This is a genomic window from Modestobacter sp. NPDC049651 (assembly GCF_040659695.1).
GTDB lineage: Bacteria > Actinomycetota > Actinomycetes > Mycobacteriales > Geodermatophilaceae > Modestobacter.
Window position 1 is genome coordinate 1 of the sequence record NZ_JBFAOG010000014.1, and the last position, 14,020, is coordinate 14,020.

A 14,020-nucleotide genomic window follows, 5' to 3' on the forward strand; every position below is an offset into this window, starting at 1 on the left:
TGGCCGGTGCAGGTGCTCTCGGTGGGGAACCAGGTGGTCGACGGCGTCCAGTGGCGCGACGTCGTCAACGTCCCCGCGCTCGGGCAGACCGTCGTGCGGGTCGCGTTCGCCGACGTCGGCGGACGCACCGTCTACCACTGCCACATCCTCGATCACGAGGACCAGGGGATGATGGCCGTGATCGAGGCCCGCTCGTGAGGAGCCGCTGCCCCTGGGCCTGCTCGTCCTCTCCGTCCAGGTCGCGCCGAGCGACGCCGCGGCAGCGGACGACCTGGCGCGGGCCAGGGCCGAGTGGCACGCCACCGATGCCGAACCCGGGCTGGGCAGCGCGGCCTGGTCCGACCTGGCCGGCACGGTGGTCGCCGTCAAGGACAACATGCTCCTGCACGTCGACGCGACCGGTCTGCCCGACGACCTGGGCGCCACCCACGAACGGCGGGCCGATCTCGCCCGGCTGCTGGCCGCCGGGGTCTTCGCCTGCTGGGACGGGGAGTGAGCGCAGCGCACCCGCCGTCCGCGCCCTGCCGGACGCCGCGGTCAGCCGGAGGTGAGTACGGCTAATGAGGGTGAGAAATCCTGCTAACTCGGCAGTGCGGCCGCCGGGACGGCATCGGGTCTACGGGCGGTTCTGGCGGACGGCGGGGAGGCGCGCCGAACCGGCACGACTGCGGCTGCGGGGGCGGCCAGCACGGTGACCGCGGAACGCCGGGTACGGACGCCGACTTGAGCCGTCGGGCGTTCGTGCCGATGGGGGTAGTGACGCAGCCCCACCGTGGCGTTGCGGTCGAGCGAACGGGAGCCCCGACGGTGACGACACCAGCCCAGGACGTGGCAACGGCGACGCCCCGGTCGCGGCGGCGCATCGTCGGCTACAACCCCAGCCTGTCTGTGTTCGCCGCGTGCGCCCTGATTGGTGTGTTCGTGTTCTCGTGGGGGTTCCTGGCCAGCCCGCCCAATGACGCCAGCAACCTGCTCAACGTCCTGCCGGCGATGTGCCTGGTGGCGACGGTGATGTGCCTGCTCGGGACTTGTCGGCTGGTTGTGGACCCCGCCGGCTTCATCGACGTGATCAACCTGCTCCTCTTGCGCCGGGTGCCCGTCAGCGAGCTGGTGCAGGTCGAGCACGATGACGGGCTGCGCCTTCGGGTGGTGTCCGGCCGGCGCATCGGCAGCGTCGCCTACGGCTCGTCGTTGCTGGGAGTTCTCCTCCACTACCCCCGGTCGGTCCGCGCGGCGCGGCGCATCGAGGCCGCCATCGGCGGACTTCGGGACACCGGTCAGCTGGCGGCGTGGCAGCAGGACACCGTGACGTCGAAGCTGCGGGTCCGCGCCTACCTCGGAACCCTTGCCGTCAACGCCGTGCTCGTGCTCGGCACGGTCGTGCTGAACGTGGTGGAGACGGCCGCACAGCACTGACCACCGTCGGCTGCTGCCTGTGACGCCGTGCGGTCCACGGCGGCACGGTCAGGGCAACGGTGAGGCCGTGAACCGGCGACGGACGGGACGAGTCGCCGGTGCGGTGTGCCCGCGGCGGTGGGCCCGCGCGGGCCGGAGCCGTTTGGCAGCGGCGTGCCGCGCGGCGAGCGCGTCCCCGTAGGCGGCGAGGTCGGCCCAGGCCCGGTCGCTGCTGCCGTTGCGTGCGGCCAGGCTGGCGGTCAGCAGGCTGAGGGCGGCGGCGAAGTCGCCGGCGTCAGCCGTTGCGCGGGCGCGGCGGTGTACGAGCCGGGGGTCGACCAGCCCGAGGAGGTCAGCCAGGGTAGCGAGGTCGTCGGCGTCATCCGGGCGGCTCTCGCTGAGGTTGTTCACCACGAGCCAGGCGGCGTGCGCGGCGACCGCCGGCCGTTCGGTGGCGTGCTGGGCAAGGCGGCCGGTGGGGCCGAGCCACGGGCGGGCGGTCTTCCAGTTCAGGTTGCGCTGCGCGTTGGTGAGCGCGACCGCGATGGCGTGCGGCCAGCTGTCGGCGGGGCAGGTGCGGTCGGCGCGGCACTCGTGGCAGGCGTCGAACGGCGTGACCCCGGAGGCGCACCGGCTGACAGCGCGGAACCGAGTGCTCCACTGGTCGTGGAAAGCGGCGGCCTCGGTCGCGGGCAGGTGTCGGGCGACGACGACGGTGAGCGCGCCGAGCGTCGTCGTCGCATCGACGGTGCTGCCGGCGGCGAGGTGGCCAACGAAGTCGTGCAGCAGCTCGTCGATGACGCGCTGGGGGCGGAACCGGAGCCGCGCGGCCTTGTCGGTGAGCAGCGGGCAGCGCAGGGCGATGCACTCGCGCAGCCCGACCAGCCACGCGTCGAGGTCGGCGTCGGTCGGGTTCTTCGGCAGCGCCTTGTGGGTGGCCTGGTGGCTGGTCGGCCGGTCGATGAAGGTGAACGGCGAGCCCGCTCCGGCCCGGGTGGTGCGGTGGTCTGGCCGGGCCGGGTAGGCGCTGGCCCTGGGCCGGTCGGGCTGGGCGGCGGCCAGTAGGACGGTCAGGTCGGTGTGGTCCTGGCGGGCGGCGGCGTGCAGCAACCGGGTGAGGACGGCGGCAGTGTCGGTGGCGTCGGCCAGCGCGTTGTGGTGGTCGGTGACGCTCAGCCCGAAGTGGGTGAGCACGTCGGTCAGGCGGTAGCGGCCGGTGCCGAGCTTGAGGTGGCGGGCCAGGGCCAGGGTGTCGAGCACTTCGACGTCGGGCAGCGTGCGGCCGGCCCGCTGGTGTTCCAGGTGCAGCACGCCGACGTCGAAGGACGCGTTGTGGGCGACCAGCACCACCCGCTCGCCGGGTGCGGCGGTGAGCAGCCCGGCGAGGTCGTCGAGGCGGGCGCTGAACGACTCCTCGTCGGCGACGGCGGCGTCGGTGATCCGGTGGATGCGGGTGTTCTCGATGCGGACGCCGGGGTTGCAGCGCCACTCGACCGGCGTGCCCACCGGGCCGCGCCCGGTCAGCTGGGCGACGCCGACCGACACGATGCGGTCGCCGCCGTCGGACGGGGTGGTCTCGACGTCGAGCACGACGAAGCGCACCCGGTGGGTCAGCGCGGCGAACGCGACCTCGGGGCGGTAGACGCTCACGCGGCCCCCCGCGAGCGGTCGAGCCGGTCGAGCAGGTCCTTGTCCCGCAGCGAGGAGTACGTCGCCGGTGCCGGCGGCTGGGGGTCGGCCACATCTCGCGGCGCGGCCGCCCAGCCGTCGTGCGCCTTCGTCTCCGCGCGCAGCTGGGCGATGACCGTGCTGCGCTGGGCGAACACCCCGCGGTTGCGGCACACCACCAGGTCGAAGAGGTTGTTCGTCCGCTCGATGTTGGCGAACCCGTGGCCGCGCCCGGTGAGCACCGCCTTCACCGTGCTGCGCAGCAGCGTCTCGAAGCCGCCGGTGGACACCGGCACGCCGGGGTTCGCGCGCAGCGCCGGCAGCGCGGCGGCGACCGTCGGTTCGTAGCTGTCGCGGCGCTCGGCCAGCTTCTCCGGCGGCAGGTTCAGCCGGTCCAGCAGCACCTCGAAGTCGTCCCACCACGCCGACCACTGCGCCCCGGTCAGCGACCGCAGCCGCTCGCCGGTCAGCCAGCTCAGGTGCGAGGCCAGCTCGGGGTGCAGCGCCTTGCCTGCGTCGGTGAGCACCACCGCGCCCGGTGTCTGCTTCACCAGCGCCTCGGTGAGCGCCTCGTGGATGTGGAACAGCGACGGCACGAGGACGGCCGTGCGGAAGTAGTCGTCGATGCCTCGGCGCAGCCCGGTGCCGGCGTCGGCCAAGATGAACTCCGGCTCGCGCTCCCCGGGGATGAAGCCGAGCTCGTCGAACAGCAGCCGCCACCCGGTGGCCTCGTTGGACGGGTAGGCGCGCAGCAGCCGCAGCCGGGTGTGCCGGTCGTCCGGGGTCGGTGGCGGCCCCTCGGTCGTGCGTGCCGGCCAGTCGATCGTCGCCGCGCCCAGCACGAAGTACTCCCGCCGGGACCGCAGCGTCGCGCGACCGTCGAAGGCGGCCCTGCTGTTGACGGGGGTGTCGTCGAGCAACAGCACCTGCGGGCGGCCGTCGGCGGCCCGCTCCACGTCGGTCATCGCCGCACGGTGGGCGTGCTCGGCAGCCTCAGCCGCCAGTAGCCGCTCGTGCAGCGGCTGCCACAGCACCGGGGCGTACAGCTCCACCCAGTCGGCTGCGACGTGCCAGCGGTTGCGGGCCTCGGCGCTGCGCGCCGACGGGGTTCGGCGGGCCGGCAGCTCCCGGCCGTCGGCGTCCCGGCGGCGACGGCGCACCGCCGGCGCGGACGGCAGCGGGTCCAGCAAGAGCCCCTTCGGCTTGGCCGGCCGCCGCTTGCCGGCGGCCTCGGCGGCCCGGACGGCCTTCTGCCACGCGGCGGCCTTCGCCCTTCGCTCCCGCTCGGCCTCGGACAGCTTGGCGGGGCGGCTCCGCGACCGACCGGTGGCCTGCCACGCCCACCGACCCACCGACGAGTACGTGTCGGCGCCGGAGGCGAGCTTCTCGAGCCCTTCGGCCACCACGCGCAGGTTCCACGACTGCCGGCGGGCGACGGTCTGGTCGCCGTGGTGGACGTTGCGCCGCTCCTCGCACTCCTGGCAGTGGCTCTCGCCGGTGTGCACGTGCTCTCGTGGCAGCGGCGGCGTGTAGTTGTGGAAGCCCCTCGGGAAGTCCGGGTCGGGCGTGTGCGGCCAGCAGCGATACCGCTGCCGACGCACCGGCTGCCCCGGCCGCTGGTAGGTGCCGTTGCGCGCCCGCCTCGCCGCCTTCCCGTGCACCGGGCAGGGCGGCGGAGGCAGGTACGCCGGGACCGGCGCGTCGTCGTCCTCGACCGCGATGACGACCGCGAAGTCGTGCGGCTTGTCCCCCTTCGGGGTGCAGCGGTAGTTCCGCCGAAGTCCTGACGCAGCGCGGTAGGTCCCGTTCCCCTTCACCTTCGACCCGGCGTGGAACGGGTTCGGACACACCATCGGGTCCAGTTGCGGCTTCCGGCCTCCCGGCACAGCACCTCCCTCGTCGCCTGCCCATCGGCACGGCGGCGAGGAACCTAAATGGTTAGCAGGACAAGATCACCCTCATTAGCCGTACTCAGCCGGAGGTGGCGCCGGCGACCAGCTCGTAGTCGGCCTGCCGGGCCGGCGCGCCGTGCGCCCGCCGCCGGGTGACCTCCTGCACCCACGCCCGGCGCAGCGCCGACCAGGCGAACGGCCGCGGGACGGCGAGGTTGAAACCGAGCCGCACGGTCTGCAGCTCCAGGTGCAGCAGCGCGACCGTCTGCGCGTAGGGCTCCTCGGTGAGGCCGAACCTGCGGGCGCCGAGCTGGCCGAGCACGCAGGAGTGCCCGCACCGCAGGTCCAGCGCGTCGAGGTCGACCAGGTCGTGCCAGCCGTGCACCGCGTCGTCCAGCACGGCCGCGCCGCGGCCCACCGGTTCGGAGAAGTCGAAGAGCCGCATGCCGTCCCCCTCGCCGAGCTCGCCCGCTCGTCTCACTCCGAGGATGGCACCCCCCGGACGCCGGCGCGATGCCTGCTCGCGCGCGATCTCTGGAACCCCTCCAGAGGGGTCCTTCGACCCCGGTCCGGCCGGTCGGCGCCGCAGGAACCTGGACGTCCGGGCGGCACGGCGTGGTGCCGCCGGAAGGGGGGAACCGTCATGACCGTCTCTCCGCGCAGGACCCTGACCGCCGTCCTGCTCGTCCTCCTCGCCGCCGCGGCCGGCCTCATCGGGCCGGCCGGACCGGCGGCCGCCGCAGCGCCGTACTGCGGCATCACCTGGGGCTCCCAGGCGAAGGGCGTCAGCCCCGTGCCCCCGGCGGCCGGCGCGGTGCTCACGAACGTCCGAGCCGGTCAGCACCCCTGCTACGACCGGCTGGTGCTGGACACGCGGGGGCCGTCGCTGGGCACGTCCTGGCACGTCGCGTACGTGCCGCGGGTGGTCGCCGACGGCAGCGGGGCGGTCGTCCCGCTGCGGGGCGGGGCGTTCCTCGAGGTGGTCGCCGGCGTCTCCGACCACACCGGGGCCGGGGTGCCCACCTACCGGCCGGCCGACCGGCGGGAACTCGTGCCGGTGACCGGCTTCCGGACGCTGCGCCAGGTCGCCTGGGCCGGCTCGTTCGAGGGGCTGACCACGGTCGGGGCGGGCGTGCGGGCCCGGCTGCCGTTCCGGGCGTTCGTGCTGCCGCGCACCGGCGGCGGGTCGATGCTCGTCGTCGACGTCGCGCACCGCTGGTGAGGTGGCTGGGCTCCGGGCGGTCCCGCCGCCCGGAGCCCGGCGGGGTCAGCCCCGCGGGCCGCCGTCCGCCGGGGGCGGCTCGATCGCCCGCGGCGCGCGGCGCAGCACGTCCAGCAGGTCGTCGCCGGGCTTGCGCGCGTCGTCGTCGTCGAACAGCTCGGCCGGGGTGTCGGGCACCTGCACCGGCTGGTCGGCCGGGTCGAAGCTGGCCGGCAGCTTCTTGAGGTGCTTGCCCATCGACCGGACCAGCAGCGCGATCGCGATCAGCAGGACGACGACCAGCGCCAGGCCCACCGGGCTCGCGGTGCCGACGTCCTCGGCCGGCTGGTCGAGCCCGCCGGTGGTCGCGGGCGCCGCGGCGGCCAGCAGCGCCAGCCCGTTCATCGGACGCCGACCTGGCTGCGGACGCCGGCGAACAGGTCGTCCTCCGGGGTGGTCGTGTCGACCAGCGACCGGGCCAGCTCGTAGTCCTCGGTCGGCCAGGCCTCGGTCTGCACGTCCAGCGGCACGGAGAACCAGCGGCCCGTCGGGTCGATCTGGGTGGCGTGCGCGATCAGCGCGGCGTCCCGGACCGGGAAGTACTCGGCGCAGGGCACCTGGGTGGTGACCCGGTGGGAGATGTCCTTCTCCGCGTCCCAGTTCTCCAGCCACTCGGTGTAGGGCGACTCCTTGCCGGTGGCCAGGACCGCCTCGTGCAGCGCCTTGGTCCGGGGCAGGGTGAAGCTCATGTGGTAGTAGACCTTGCTGACCTGCCAGGGCTCCCCGAGCTCGGGGTGGCGGTCGGGGTCGGCCGCGGCCTCGAAGGCGTACATCGAGATCTCGTGGGTCTTGATGTGGTCGGGGTGCGGGTAGCCGCCGCGCTCGTCGTAGGTGGTCATCACCTGCGGCTTGAACCGGCGGATCAGCTCCACCAGCGGGGCGGCCGCCTCCTCGATCGGCACCAGCGCGAAGCAGCCCTCGGGCAGCGGCGGCAGCGGGTCGCCCTCGGGCAGGCCGGAGTCGACGAAGCCGAGGAACTCCTGCTCGACGCCGAGGATCTCGCGGGCCCGCGCCATCTCCTCGGTGCGGATCTCCGCCATCCGCTCCCAGACCTCGGGGCGGTCCATGGCGGGGTTCAGCACCGAGCCGCGCTCGCCGCCGGTGCAGGTGGCCACCAGCACGCGCACCCCCTCGGCGACGTACTTGGCCATCGTGGCCGCGCCCTTGCTGGACTCGTCGTCGGGGTGTGCGTGGACCGCGAGCAGCCGCAACTGGTCCGGTTCGGTCACGTGTTCTCCTCGTTGCGCCCGCCGGTGCCCGGCGGTGCTCAGCTCCCTGGGGCGGTCGCGCAGGCGCGCCGCCTGCGCCATTGTCCCCCTCCCGGCGCCCCGGACCGACGTGAGCCCGGCAACGTCCGCGCGGCCGGCGCCCGCCGCGGCGACGTCTGCACCAGCGCGAGTTCCGGTGTTAGGTTGCTCGGATTGACCGACGGCCGTCATCGACACCGAGGGCCACGACCACAGCACTGGGAGTCACCGTGTCCACCCCGACTGACGAGCACGACCAGGGCGTCTGGCTGACCCAGGAAGCCCACGACCGGCTGAAGGCCGAGCTCGACCAGCTGGTGGCGAACCGCCCCGCCATGGCCAAGGAGATCAACGACCGCCGGGAAGAGGGCGACCTCAAGGAGAACGGCGGCTACCACGCGGCCCGCGAGGAGCAGGGCAAGCAGGAGGGCCGCATCCGGCAGCTCACCGACCTGCTCCGCAAGGCGCGCGTCGGCGAGGCCCCGACCACCGCCACCAACGCCGCGCTCGGCACGGTCATCACCATCGCCTTCGACGGCGACGAGGACGACACCGAGAAGTTCCTGCTGGGCTCCCGGGAGATCGCCGGCACCACCGAGCTGGCGGTCTACTCCCCCGAGTCGGCCCTCGGCGCGGCGATCGTCGGCGCGGAGCCGGGCCAGACGGTCACCTACACGGCACCCAACGGCAAGGAGATCTCCGTGAAGGTCCTCGCCGTCGAGCCGTTCGTCCCCTGACCGGTCCGGTGGGCGGCACCCGCGCCCGGTCGCGGCGGGCGGAGAACACCTCGTTCGCCTGCGTGCACTGCACCGCCCCGGTCCCGGCCAACACCGACGGCCACTACCGCAACCACTGCCCGTGGTGCCTGTGGTCGCTGCACGTCGACGACCTGCCCGGCGACCGGGCCAGCACCTGCCGGCAGCCGATGGAGCCGATCGGGCTGGTGGAGAAGTCGGGCAAGGGCTGGCAGGTGGTCCACCGCTGCACCGCGTGCGGCCACCGCCAGCCCAACCGGCTGGTCCGGGACGGCGAGGCCCCCGACGACCTGGACCTGGTGCTCGCCCTCCCCTGGCTGTGACCCGCAGTCCGCGGGCGATGATCAGGTGACCTGATCAAAGGGCGTCCCACTGCACCAACGCCGGTGCAGGGGGACAGCTTCTGATCAGGTCACCTGATCGTCGCTGGGGAGCGGGTCAGGCGGTCGGCGTCAGCCCGCGGCGGCGGAGCAACGGCTGGGTGTCGGCGTCGCGGCCGCGGACGGCGCGGAACGCACCCAGCGGGTCGACCGCACCGCCGCGCGAGAGCAGCCGGTCGCGGAAGACGTCGCCGTTCTCCCGGCGCAGCCCGCCGTTCTCCTTGAACCACTCCACGGTGTCGGCGTCGAGCACCTCCGACCAGATGTAGGAGTAGTAGCCGGCCGAGTACCCCCCGGCGAAGACGTGCTGGAAGTACGTCGTCCGGTAGCGCGGCGGCACCAGGTCGTAGGCCACCCCGGCGTCGGCCAGCGCCCGGGCCTCGAACGCCTGCGGGTCCTCGACCACGGTGTCCGGGCTGATCCGGTGCCAGGCCTGGTCCAGCAGCGTCGCCGCCAGGTACTCCAGCGTCGCGAACCCCTCACCCCACAGCGCGGCTGCCTCGATGGCCTGCACCGTCTCGGCCGGCAGCGGCTCCCCGGTCTCGACGTGCCGGGCGTAGCCGCTGAGCACCTCCGGCCAGAGCATCCACATCTCGTTGACCTGGCTCGGGTACTCGACGAAGTCCCGCGGCACGCTGGTGCCGGAGAACCGCGGGTAGGTGACCGACGAGAACAGCCCGTGCAGCGCGTGGCCGAACTCGTGGAACAGCGTGGTGACCTCGTCGAGGGTGAGCAGCGCGGGCTGGCCGGCGGCGGGCTTGACGAAGTTGCAGTTGTTGAACACCACCGGGTGGGTGCCCAGCAGCTCGGACTGGTCGACGAACGAGCTCATCCACGCGCCGCCGCGCTTGCCCTCGCGGGCGAAGTAGTCGCCGAGGTAGAGGCCGACGGGCGCGCCGTCCGCACCGGCGACCTCCCACACCCGGGTGTCGGGGTGGTAGCCGACGAGGTCGGGCCGCGGGGTGAACGTGTACCCGTACAGCAGCTCCGCGGCACGGAAGACGCCGTCGACCAGGACCCGGTCCAGCTCGAACCACGGCCGCAGCGCGCTGGTGTCGACGGCGTACCGCTCGGCCCGCACCCGCTCGCTGTAGTACGACCAGTCCCAGGCGGCCAGCTCGATGCCGTCGGCCGCGGCGAGCTCGGCCAGCTGCGCCCCCTCCGCCTTCGCGTTCGCGACCGCCGGGCCGACCAGCTCGCCGAGCAGCGCGTCGACCGCGGTGGAGGTCTTCGCCGTCTGGTCGGCGGCGACGAGGTCGGCGTGGGTGTCGAAGCCGAGCAGCCGCGCGCGCACCGCCCGCAGGTGGGCGATCTCGGCGGCGACCGGGCCGTTGTCGTGCTCGCCGGACGACGCCCGGGTCACCGACGCCTCGTACAGCCGGCGGCGCAGGTCGCGGTCGCGCAGCTTGGCCAGCGCCGGCTGCATGCTGAACAGCGACAGGGTCAGCAGGTAGGACCCCTCGTGCCCGCGCTCGGCGGCGGCGCCGGCGGCCGCCTGCACCTCGGCCGGGGACAGGCCGTCGAGCTCAGCGGCGTCGGTGACCAGCACCGCGGCGGCCTCGGTGGCCAGCTGCAGGTGCTGACCGAAGGTGGTCGACAGCTCCGACAGCCGCAGGTTGATCTCCCGCAGCCGGTCGCGGCCCGCGTCGTCGAGCGCGGCGCCGGCGAGCACGAAGTCCAGGTGGTAGCGCTCGACCAGCCGCAGCTGCTCGGGGTCCAGGCCGAGGTCGGCGCGCTGCCGGTGCACGGCGTCGACGCGGGCGAACAGCGCGGGGTCCAGCCGGAGGGCGTCGGCGTGCGCGGCGGCCAGCGGGGCGATCTCCCGCTCGATCTCCCGGGACCGGTCCGAGGCGGTGGCCGCGGCGACGTTGTAGAACACCCGCTCGGCGCGGTCCAGCAGCCGGCCCGAGCGCTCCAGGGCGACGATCGTGTTGTCGAACGTCGGCTCGGCCGGGTCGCCGACGATCGCGGCGACCTCGACCCGCTGCTCGGCCATCCCCGCCAGCAGCGCCTCGCGCAGGTGGTCGAGGGTGGTGTCGGCGAACGGCGGCAGCCCGAACGGCAACGGCGAGGGCTGCGCCAGCGGGTTGGTGTCGGACAGGGTCACGGGTTCCGGGGCAGGCGTGCTCATCGCCGCCCATCCTGACCCCCGGCCCCGGCCACCGCCCGGGCAGTTCCCCCGGGCGGCGGCCGCGACGCAGCTAGCGGCTGGCCGTGCCCAGGTACTTCCGCACCGACAGCGGCACGAACACCGCGAGGAGGACGACGACCCACAGCAGCACGTAGGGCACCGGGTGCTGCATCGCCCAGGCGTCGGAGGCCTGCAGCGACGGCGCGGTGTTGCCGAACAGGTCCCGCGCCGCCTGCACCACCGCCGACACCGGGTTCCAGTCCGCGATCGTCTTCAGCACGCTGGGGAAGTTGTTGGTCGGCACGAAGGTGTTGGCGATGAACGTGAGCGGGAAGATCACGATGAAGCTCGCGTTGTTGACCACCTCCGGCGTGCGCACCGTCAGGCCGACCAGCGCCATCACCCACGAGATCGCGAAGGCGAACAGCAGCAGGAGCAGGAACCCCGCCGCCGCCTCACCCACCGACGAGTGGATCCGCCACCCCACCGCCAGCCCGGTGAGCGCCATCACCACGATGGTCAGCACGTTGAGCCCCAGGTCGGCGACCGTGCGACCGACCAGCACCGCCGACCGGGCCATCGGCAGCGACCGGAACCGGTCGATGAGGCCCTTCTGCAGGTCCTCGGCGATGCTGGCGCCGGTGATGGTGCTCCCGAAGACCACCGTCTGGGCGAAGATGCCCGGCAGCAGGAACTCCGCGTAGCTGATGCCCTGCACCGGGATGGCACTGCCGAACACGTAGCGGAACAGCAGCACGAACATGATCGGCGACAGGGTCGCGAACACGATCAGGTCGGGCACCCGCTTGACCTTGATCAGGTTCCGGCGGGTGATGGTCAGGCTGTCCGACACCGCCACGGCCAGGGCGCTCATCGGGTACCTCCGCTGCTCGCGCCGACCTGCTCGTCGGCTGGTTGACCGGGGCCCGCGGCGTCCTCCGCCGCGTGCCCGGTGAGGGCGAGGAAGACGTCGTCCAGGTCGGGGCGCCGCAGCCCGATGTCGAGCACGTCCACCCGGGCGTCGTCCAGCCGGCGCAGCGCCTCGGCGAGCGTCTGCGTGCCGCCGGTGACCGGCAGGCTGAGCCGCCGGGTCTGCTCGTCGGCGCGCGGGTCGTCGTTGGCCGCCAGCGGGCCCAGCACCTGGGTGGCGACGGCGAGGTCGCCGACCGTCGCCACGGTCAGCTCCAGCCGCTCACCGCCGACCTGGCCCTTCAGCTCGTCGGCGGTGCCGCGCGCGATCACCCGGCCGCGGTCGATGACCACCATGCGGTCGGCCAGCCGGTCGGCCTCCTCCAGGTACTGGGTGGTGAGCAGGATCGTCGTCCCCTCCCCCACCAGGTCGGCGATGAACTCCCACATGCCCAGCCGGCTGCGCGGGTCGAGCCCGGTGGTGGGCTCGTCGAGGAACAGCACCCGCGGCCGGGCGATGAGCGAGGCGGCGATGTCCAGCCGGCGGCGCATGCCGCCGGAGTAGGTCTTCGCCGGGCGGTGCGCTGCCTCGGTCAGCTCGAAGCGCTCGAGCAGGGCGTCGGCGCGGGCGCGCGCCTCGCGGCCGCCCAGCCGGTACAGCCGCCCGACCATCTCCAGGTTCTCCCGCCCGGTGAGGTACTCGTCGACCGCGGCGTACTGGCCGGTGAGGCCGATGGCCGAGCGCACCTGGGCGGCCTGGGTGACCACGTCGAGCCCGACCACCTCCGCCCGGCCACCGTCGGGCCGCAGCAGCGTGCTCAGCACCCGGACGATCGTGGTCTTGCCGGCCCCGTTGGGGCCGAGCAGCCCGAGGACGGTGCCCTCGGACACGGTGAGGTCGACCCCACCGAGCGCGGTGTGCTCACCGAACCGCTTGATGAGCCCCTCGACGACGACGGCGTTGCTGCTCATGCCGGCGAAGGTAGATCGGGGGTCCGACAGGACCGACCTCTTTTCCGGAGCCCCGGGGACCCGCCGTCCATGTGTTCACCCTCCGTCGCGGTGCGGTGACCGCGCGGGGGTCCGCGCGGCTCACCGGTCCAGACCGGCGCCCGGGAGGGAACTCATCGGTCGGGCAGGTCAGCCCCCGCGGACCGCGTAGCCGGCGGAGGTCAGCGCGGCCAGCACCTCGGTGGCGTGGTCGGGGCCGCGGGTCTCCAGCACCACGGAGATCTCGACCTCGCCGACGTCCAGCTGCGGCGTCGTCCGCTCGTGCTCGACCGACAGCACGTTCGCCGACAGCCGGGCCAGCTCGCCCAGCAGCGCCGCCAGCGAGCCGGGGCGGTCGACGACCTGCACCCGCAGCGACAGGTAGCGGCCGGCGGCGGCCATGCCGTGCTGCACGACCTTGAGCATCAGCACCGGGTCGATGTTGCCGCCGGAGACGACGGCGACCACCGGCGGGGCGAACGCCTCCGGGTCGGCCAGCACGGCGGCGACCGCGGCGACCCCGGCGGGCTCGACGACCAGCTTGGCGCGCTCCAGGCAGAACAGCAGCGCCCGGGACAGGTCGCCCTCGGTGACCGTGCGCACCTCGTCGACCAGCCCCGCGACGTGCGCGAGGGTGAGGTCGCCGGGCGCGCCGACCGCGATGCCGTCGGCCATCGTCGACATCGAGGCCAGCGGCACCGGGTGGCCGGCGGCCAGCGACGCCGGGAAGGCGGCCGCCGCGGCGGCCTGGACGGCGACCACCCGGACGTTGGGACGCCGGGCCTTCACCGCCGCCGCGATGCCCGACACCAGCCCGCCACCGCCGGTGCAGACGACGACCGTCGCGACGTCCGGGCACTGCTCGAGCACCTCGAGGCCGACCGTGCCCTGCCCGGCGATCACGTCGGGGTGGTCGAACGGGTGGATGAAGACCTTGCCGGTCTCCTCCGCGTGCGCGAGCGCCGCGGCGAGCGCCTCGGTGAGGGTCGGGCCGCCGAGCCGGACGTCGGCGCCGTACCCGCGAGTCGCGGCCACCTTCGGCAGCGGCGCGCTGACCGGCATGAACACCGTGGCCTCGGCGCCGAGCTGCCGGGCCGCCAGCGCGACGCCCTGGGCGTGGTTGCCGGCGCTGGCCGCCACCACCCCGCGGGCGCGCTCGGCATCGGTCAGCCGGGCGATCCGGGTGTACGCGCCGCGGATCTTGAACGAGCCGGCCCGCTGCAGGTTCTCGCACTTGAGCCACACCGGTCCGCCGACCCGCTCGGCGAGCGCGCGGGAGTGCTCCAGCGGCGTGCGCCGGACGACGTCGCCGAGCAGCTCGGCCGCCGCCTCGACGTCCGCTCCGCTGACCAGTGGGGGCGGCTGCTCGTCGGGCACCGGACGATCTTCCCC

The 14,020-nt window shown here is 74.0% G+C and carries 15 protein-coding genes; 6 read left to right on the top strand and 9 right to left on the bottom strand.

The genetic code is table 11. The features are described 5' to 3' along the window. The 3 genes from AB0J00_RS17085 to AB0J00_RS17095 all read left to right on the top strand — a co-directional run. On the top strand, window positions 1-198 hold a 198-nt coding region (locus AB0J00_RS17085; RefSeq protein WP_357746836.1), incomplete at its 5' end, for a multicopper oxidase domain-containing protein. Window positions 199-355: 157 nt separating this feature from the next. Beyond that, window positions 356-496 (top strand): hypothetical protein, encoded by a 141-nt coding sequence (locus tag AB0J00_RS17090; protein WP_357746838.1) that lies wholly within the window; start codon window positions 356-358, stop codon window positions 494-496. A gap of 311 nt (window positions 497-807) precedes the next feature. After that, window positions 808-1,416, top strand: a complete 609-nt coding sequence (locus AB0J00_RS17095; protein WP_357746841.1) for a hypothetical protein — start codon at window positions 808-810, stop codon at window positions 1,414-1,416. Between the two features lie 48 nt (window positions 1,417-1,464). Here the strand turns inward: AB0J00_RS17095 and AB0J00_RS17100 are convergent, their stop codons facing one another. The 3 genes from AB0J00_RS17100 to AB0J00_RS17110 form a co-directional block, all read right to left on the bottom strand. Further along, the gene (locus tag AB0J00_RS17100) at window positions 1,465-3,045 is read right to left on the bottom strand and encodes an exonuclease domain-containing protein (RefSeq protein ID WP_357746843.1); all 1,581 of its coding nucleotides are present in this window, start codon (window positions 3,043-3,045) and stop codon (window positions 1,465-1,467) included. Continuing rightward, window positions 3,042-4,880 (bottom strand): hypothetical protein, encoded by a 1,839-nt coding sequence (locus tag AB0J00_RS17105; RefSeq protein WP_357746845.1) that lies wholly within the window; start codon window positions 4,878-4,880, stop codon window positions 3,042-3,044. Before AB0J00_RS17105 ends, AB0J00_RS17100 begins: the two co-directional genes overlap by 4 nt. Before the next feature lie 154 nt (window positions 4,881-5,034). Next, window positions 5,035-5,436 (bottom strand): hypothetical protein, encoded by a 402-nt coding sequence (locus AB0J00_RS17110; RefSeq protein ID WP_357746847.1) that lies wholly within the window; start codon window positions 5,434-5,436, stop codon window positions 5,035-5,037. A 162-nt stretch (window positions 5,437-5,598) separates the two neighbouring features. On the opposite strand from AB0J00_RS17110, the gene AB0J00_RS17115 reads away from it, so the two are divergent. Continuing rightward, on the top strand, window positions 5,599-6,177 hold the full coding sequence (locus AB0J00_RS17115; RefSeq protein WP_357746850.1) for a hypothetical protein: 579 nt from the start codon (window positions 5,599-5,601) through the stop codon (window positions 6,175-6,177). A 45-nt stretch (window positions 6,178-6,222) separates the two neighbouring features. Here AB0J00_RS17115 and AB0J00_RS17120 read toward each other — a convergent pair whose 3' ends face one another. Both AB0J00_RS17120 and mca read right to left on the bottom strand, forming a co-directional pair. Beyond that, window positions 6,223-6,561 (bottom strand): hypothetical protein, encoded by a 339-nt coding sequence (locus AB0J00_RS17120; RefSeq protein WP_357746852.1) that lies wholly within the window; start codon window positions 6,559-6,561, stop codon window positions 6,223-6,225. Then, window positions 6,558-7,445: a mycothiol conjugate amidase Mca gene (mca, locus tag AB0J00_RS17125; RefSeq protein ID WP_357746855.1), complete on the bottom strand. Its 888-nt coding sequence runs from the start codon at window positions 7,443-7,445 to the stop codon at window positions 6,558-6,560. Before mca ends, AB0J00_RS17120 begins: the two co-directional genes overlap by 4 nt. Before the next feature lie 248 nt (window positions 7,446-7,693). Between mca and greA the strand changes: the two genes are divergently transcribed. Together greA and AB0J00_RS17135 are read left to right on the top strand one after the other, a co-directional pair. Then, on the top strand, window positions 7,694-8,200 hold the full coding sequence (greA, locus tag AB0J00_RS17130; RefSeq protein WP_357746858.1) for a transcription elongation factor GreA: 507 nt from the start codon (window positions 7,694-7,696) through the stop codon (window positions 8,198-8,200). Window positions 8,201-8,208: 8 nt separating this feature from the next. Further along, window positions 8,209-8,541: an RNHCP domain-containing protein gene (locus AB0J00_RS17135; protein ID WP_357746860.1), complete on the top strand. Its 333-nt coding sequence runs from the start codon at window positions 8,209-8,211 to the stop codon at window positions 8,539-8,541. A 115-nt stretch (window positions 8,542-8,656) separates the two neighbouring features. On the opposite strand, the gene AB0J00_RS17140 is transcribed toward AB0J00_RS17135, so the two are convergent. From AB0J00_RS17140 to ilvA, 4 genes are all read right to left on the bottom strand, one after another. Further along, window positions 8,657-10,729 carry a M3 family metallopeptidase gene (locus AB0J00_RS17140; protein WP_357746861.1) on the bottom strand — a complete coding sequence of 691 codons (2,073 nt, stop codon included), beginning with the start codon at window positions 10,727-10,729 and terminating at the stop codon, window positions 8,657-8,659. A 70-nt stretch (window positions 10,730-10,799) separates the two neighbouring features. Beyond that, entirely contained in the window at window positions 10,800-11,603 is an 804-nt protein-coding gene (locus tag AB0J00_RS17145) for an ABC transporter permease (protein WP_357746864.1), read from the bottom strand. Then, on the bottom strand, window positions 11,600-12,610 hold the full coding sequence (locus AB0J00_RS17150; RefSeq protein WP_357746867.1) for an ATP-binding cassette domain-containing protein: 1,011 nt from the start codon (window positions 12,608-12,610) through the stop codon (window positions 11,600-11,602). Before AB0J00_RS17150 ends, AB0J00_RS17145 begins: the two co-directional genes overlap by 4 nt. A 168-nt stretch (window positions 12,611-12,778) precedes the next feature. Next, entirely contained in the window at window positions 12,779-14,005 is a 1,227-nt protein-coding gene (ilvA, locus tag AB0J00_RS17155; protein ID WP_357746869.1) for a threonine ammonia-lyase, read from the bottom strand. Window positions 14,006-14,020: the final 15 nt, after the last annotated feature.

Coding starts and splice junctions, on each gene's coding strand:
- AB0J00_RS17140 (WP_357746861.1), bottom strand. CDS start 10,729: ATGAGCACGCCTGCCCCGGAACCCGTGACCCTGTCCGACACCAACCCG.
- AB0J00_RS17145 (WP_357746864.1), bottom strand. CDS start 11,603: ATGAGCGCCCTGGCCGTGGCGGTGTCGGACAGCCTGACCATCACCCGC.
- AB0J00_RS17120 (WP_357746852.1), bottom strand. CDS start 6,561: ATGAACGGGCTGGCGCTGCTGGCCGCCGCGGCGCCCGCGACCACCGGC.
- AB0J00_RS17115 (WP_357746850.1), top strand. CDS start 5,599: ATGACCGTCTCTCCGCGCAGGACCCTGACCGCCGTCCTGCTCGTCCTC.
- AB0J00_RS17150 (WP_357746867.1), bottom strand. CDS start 12,610: ATGAGCAGCAACGCCGTCGTCGTCGAGGGGCTCATCAAGCGGTTCGGT.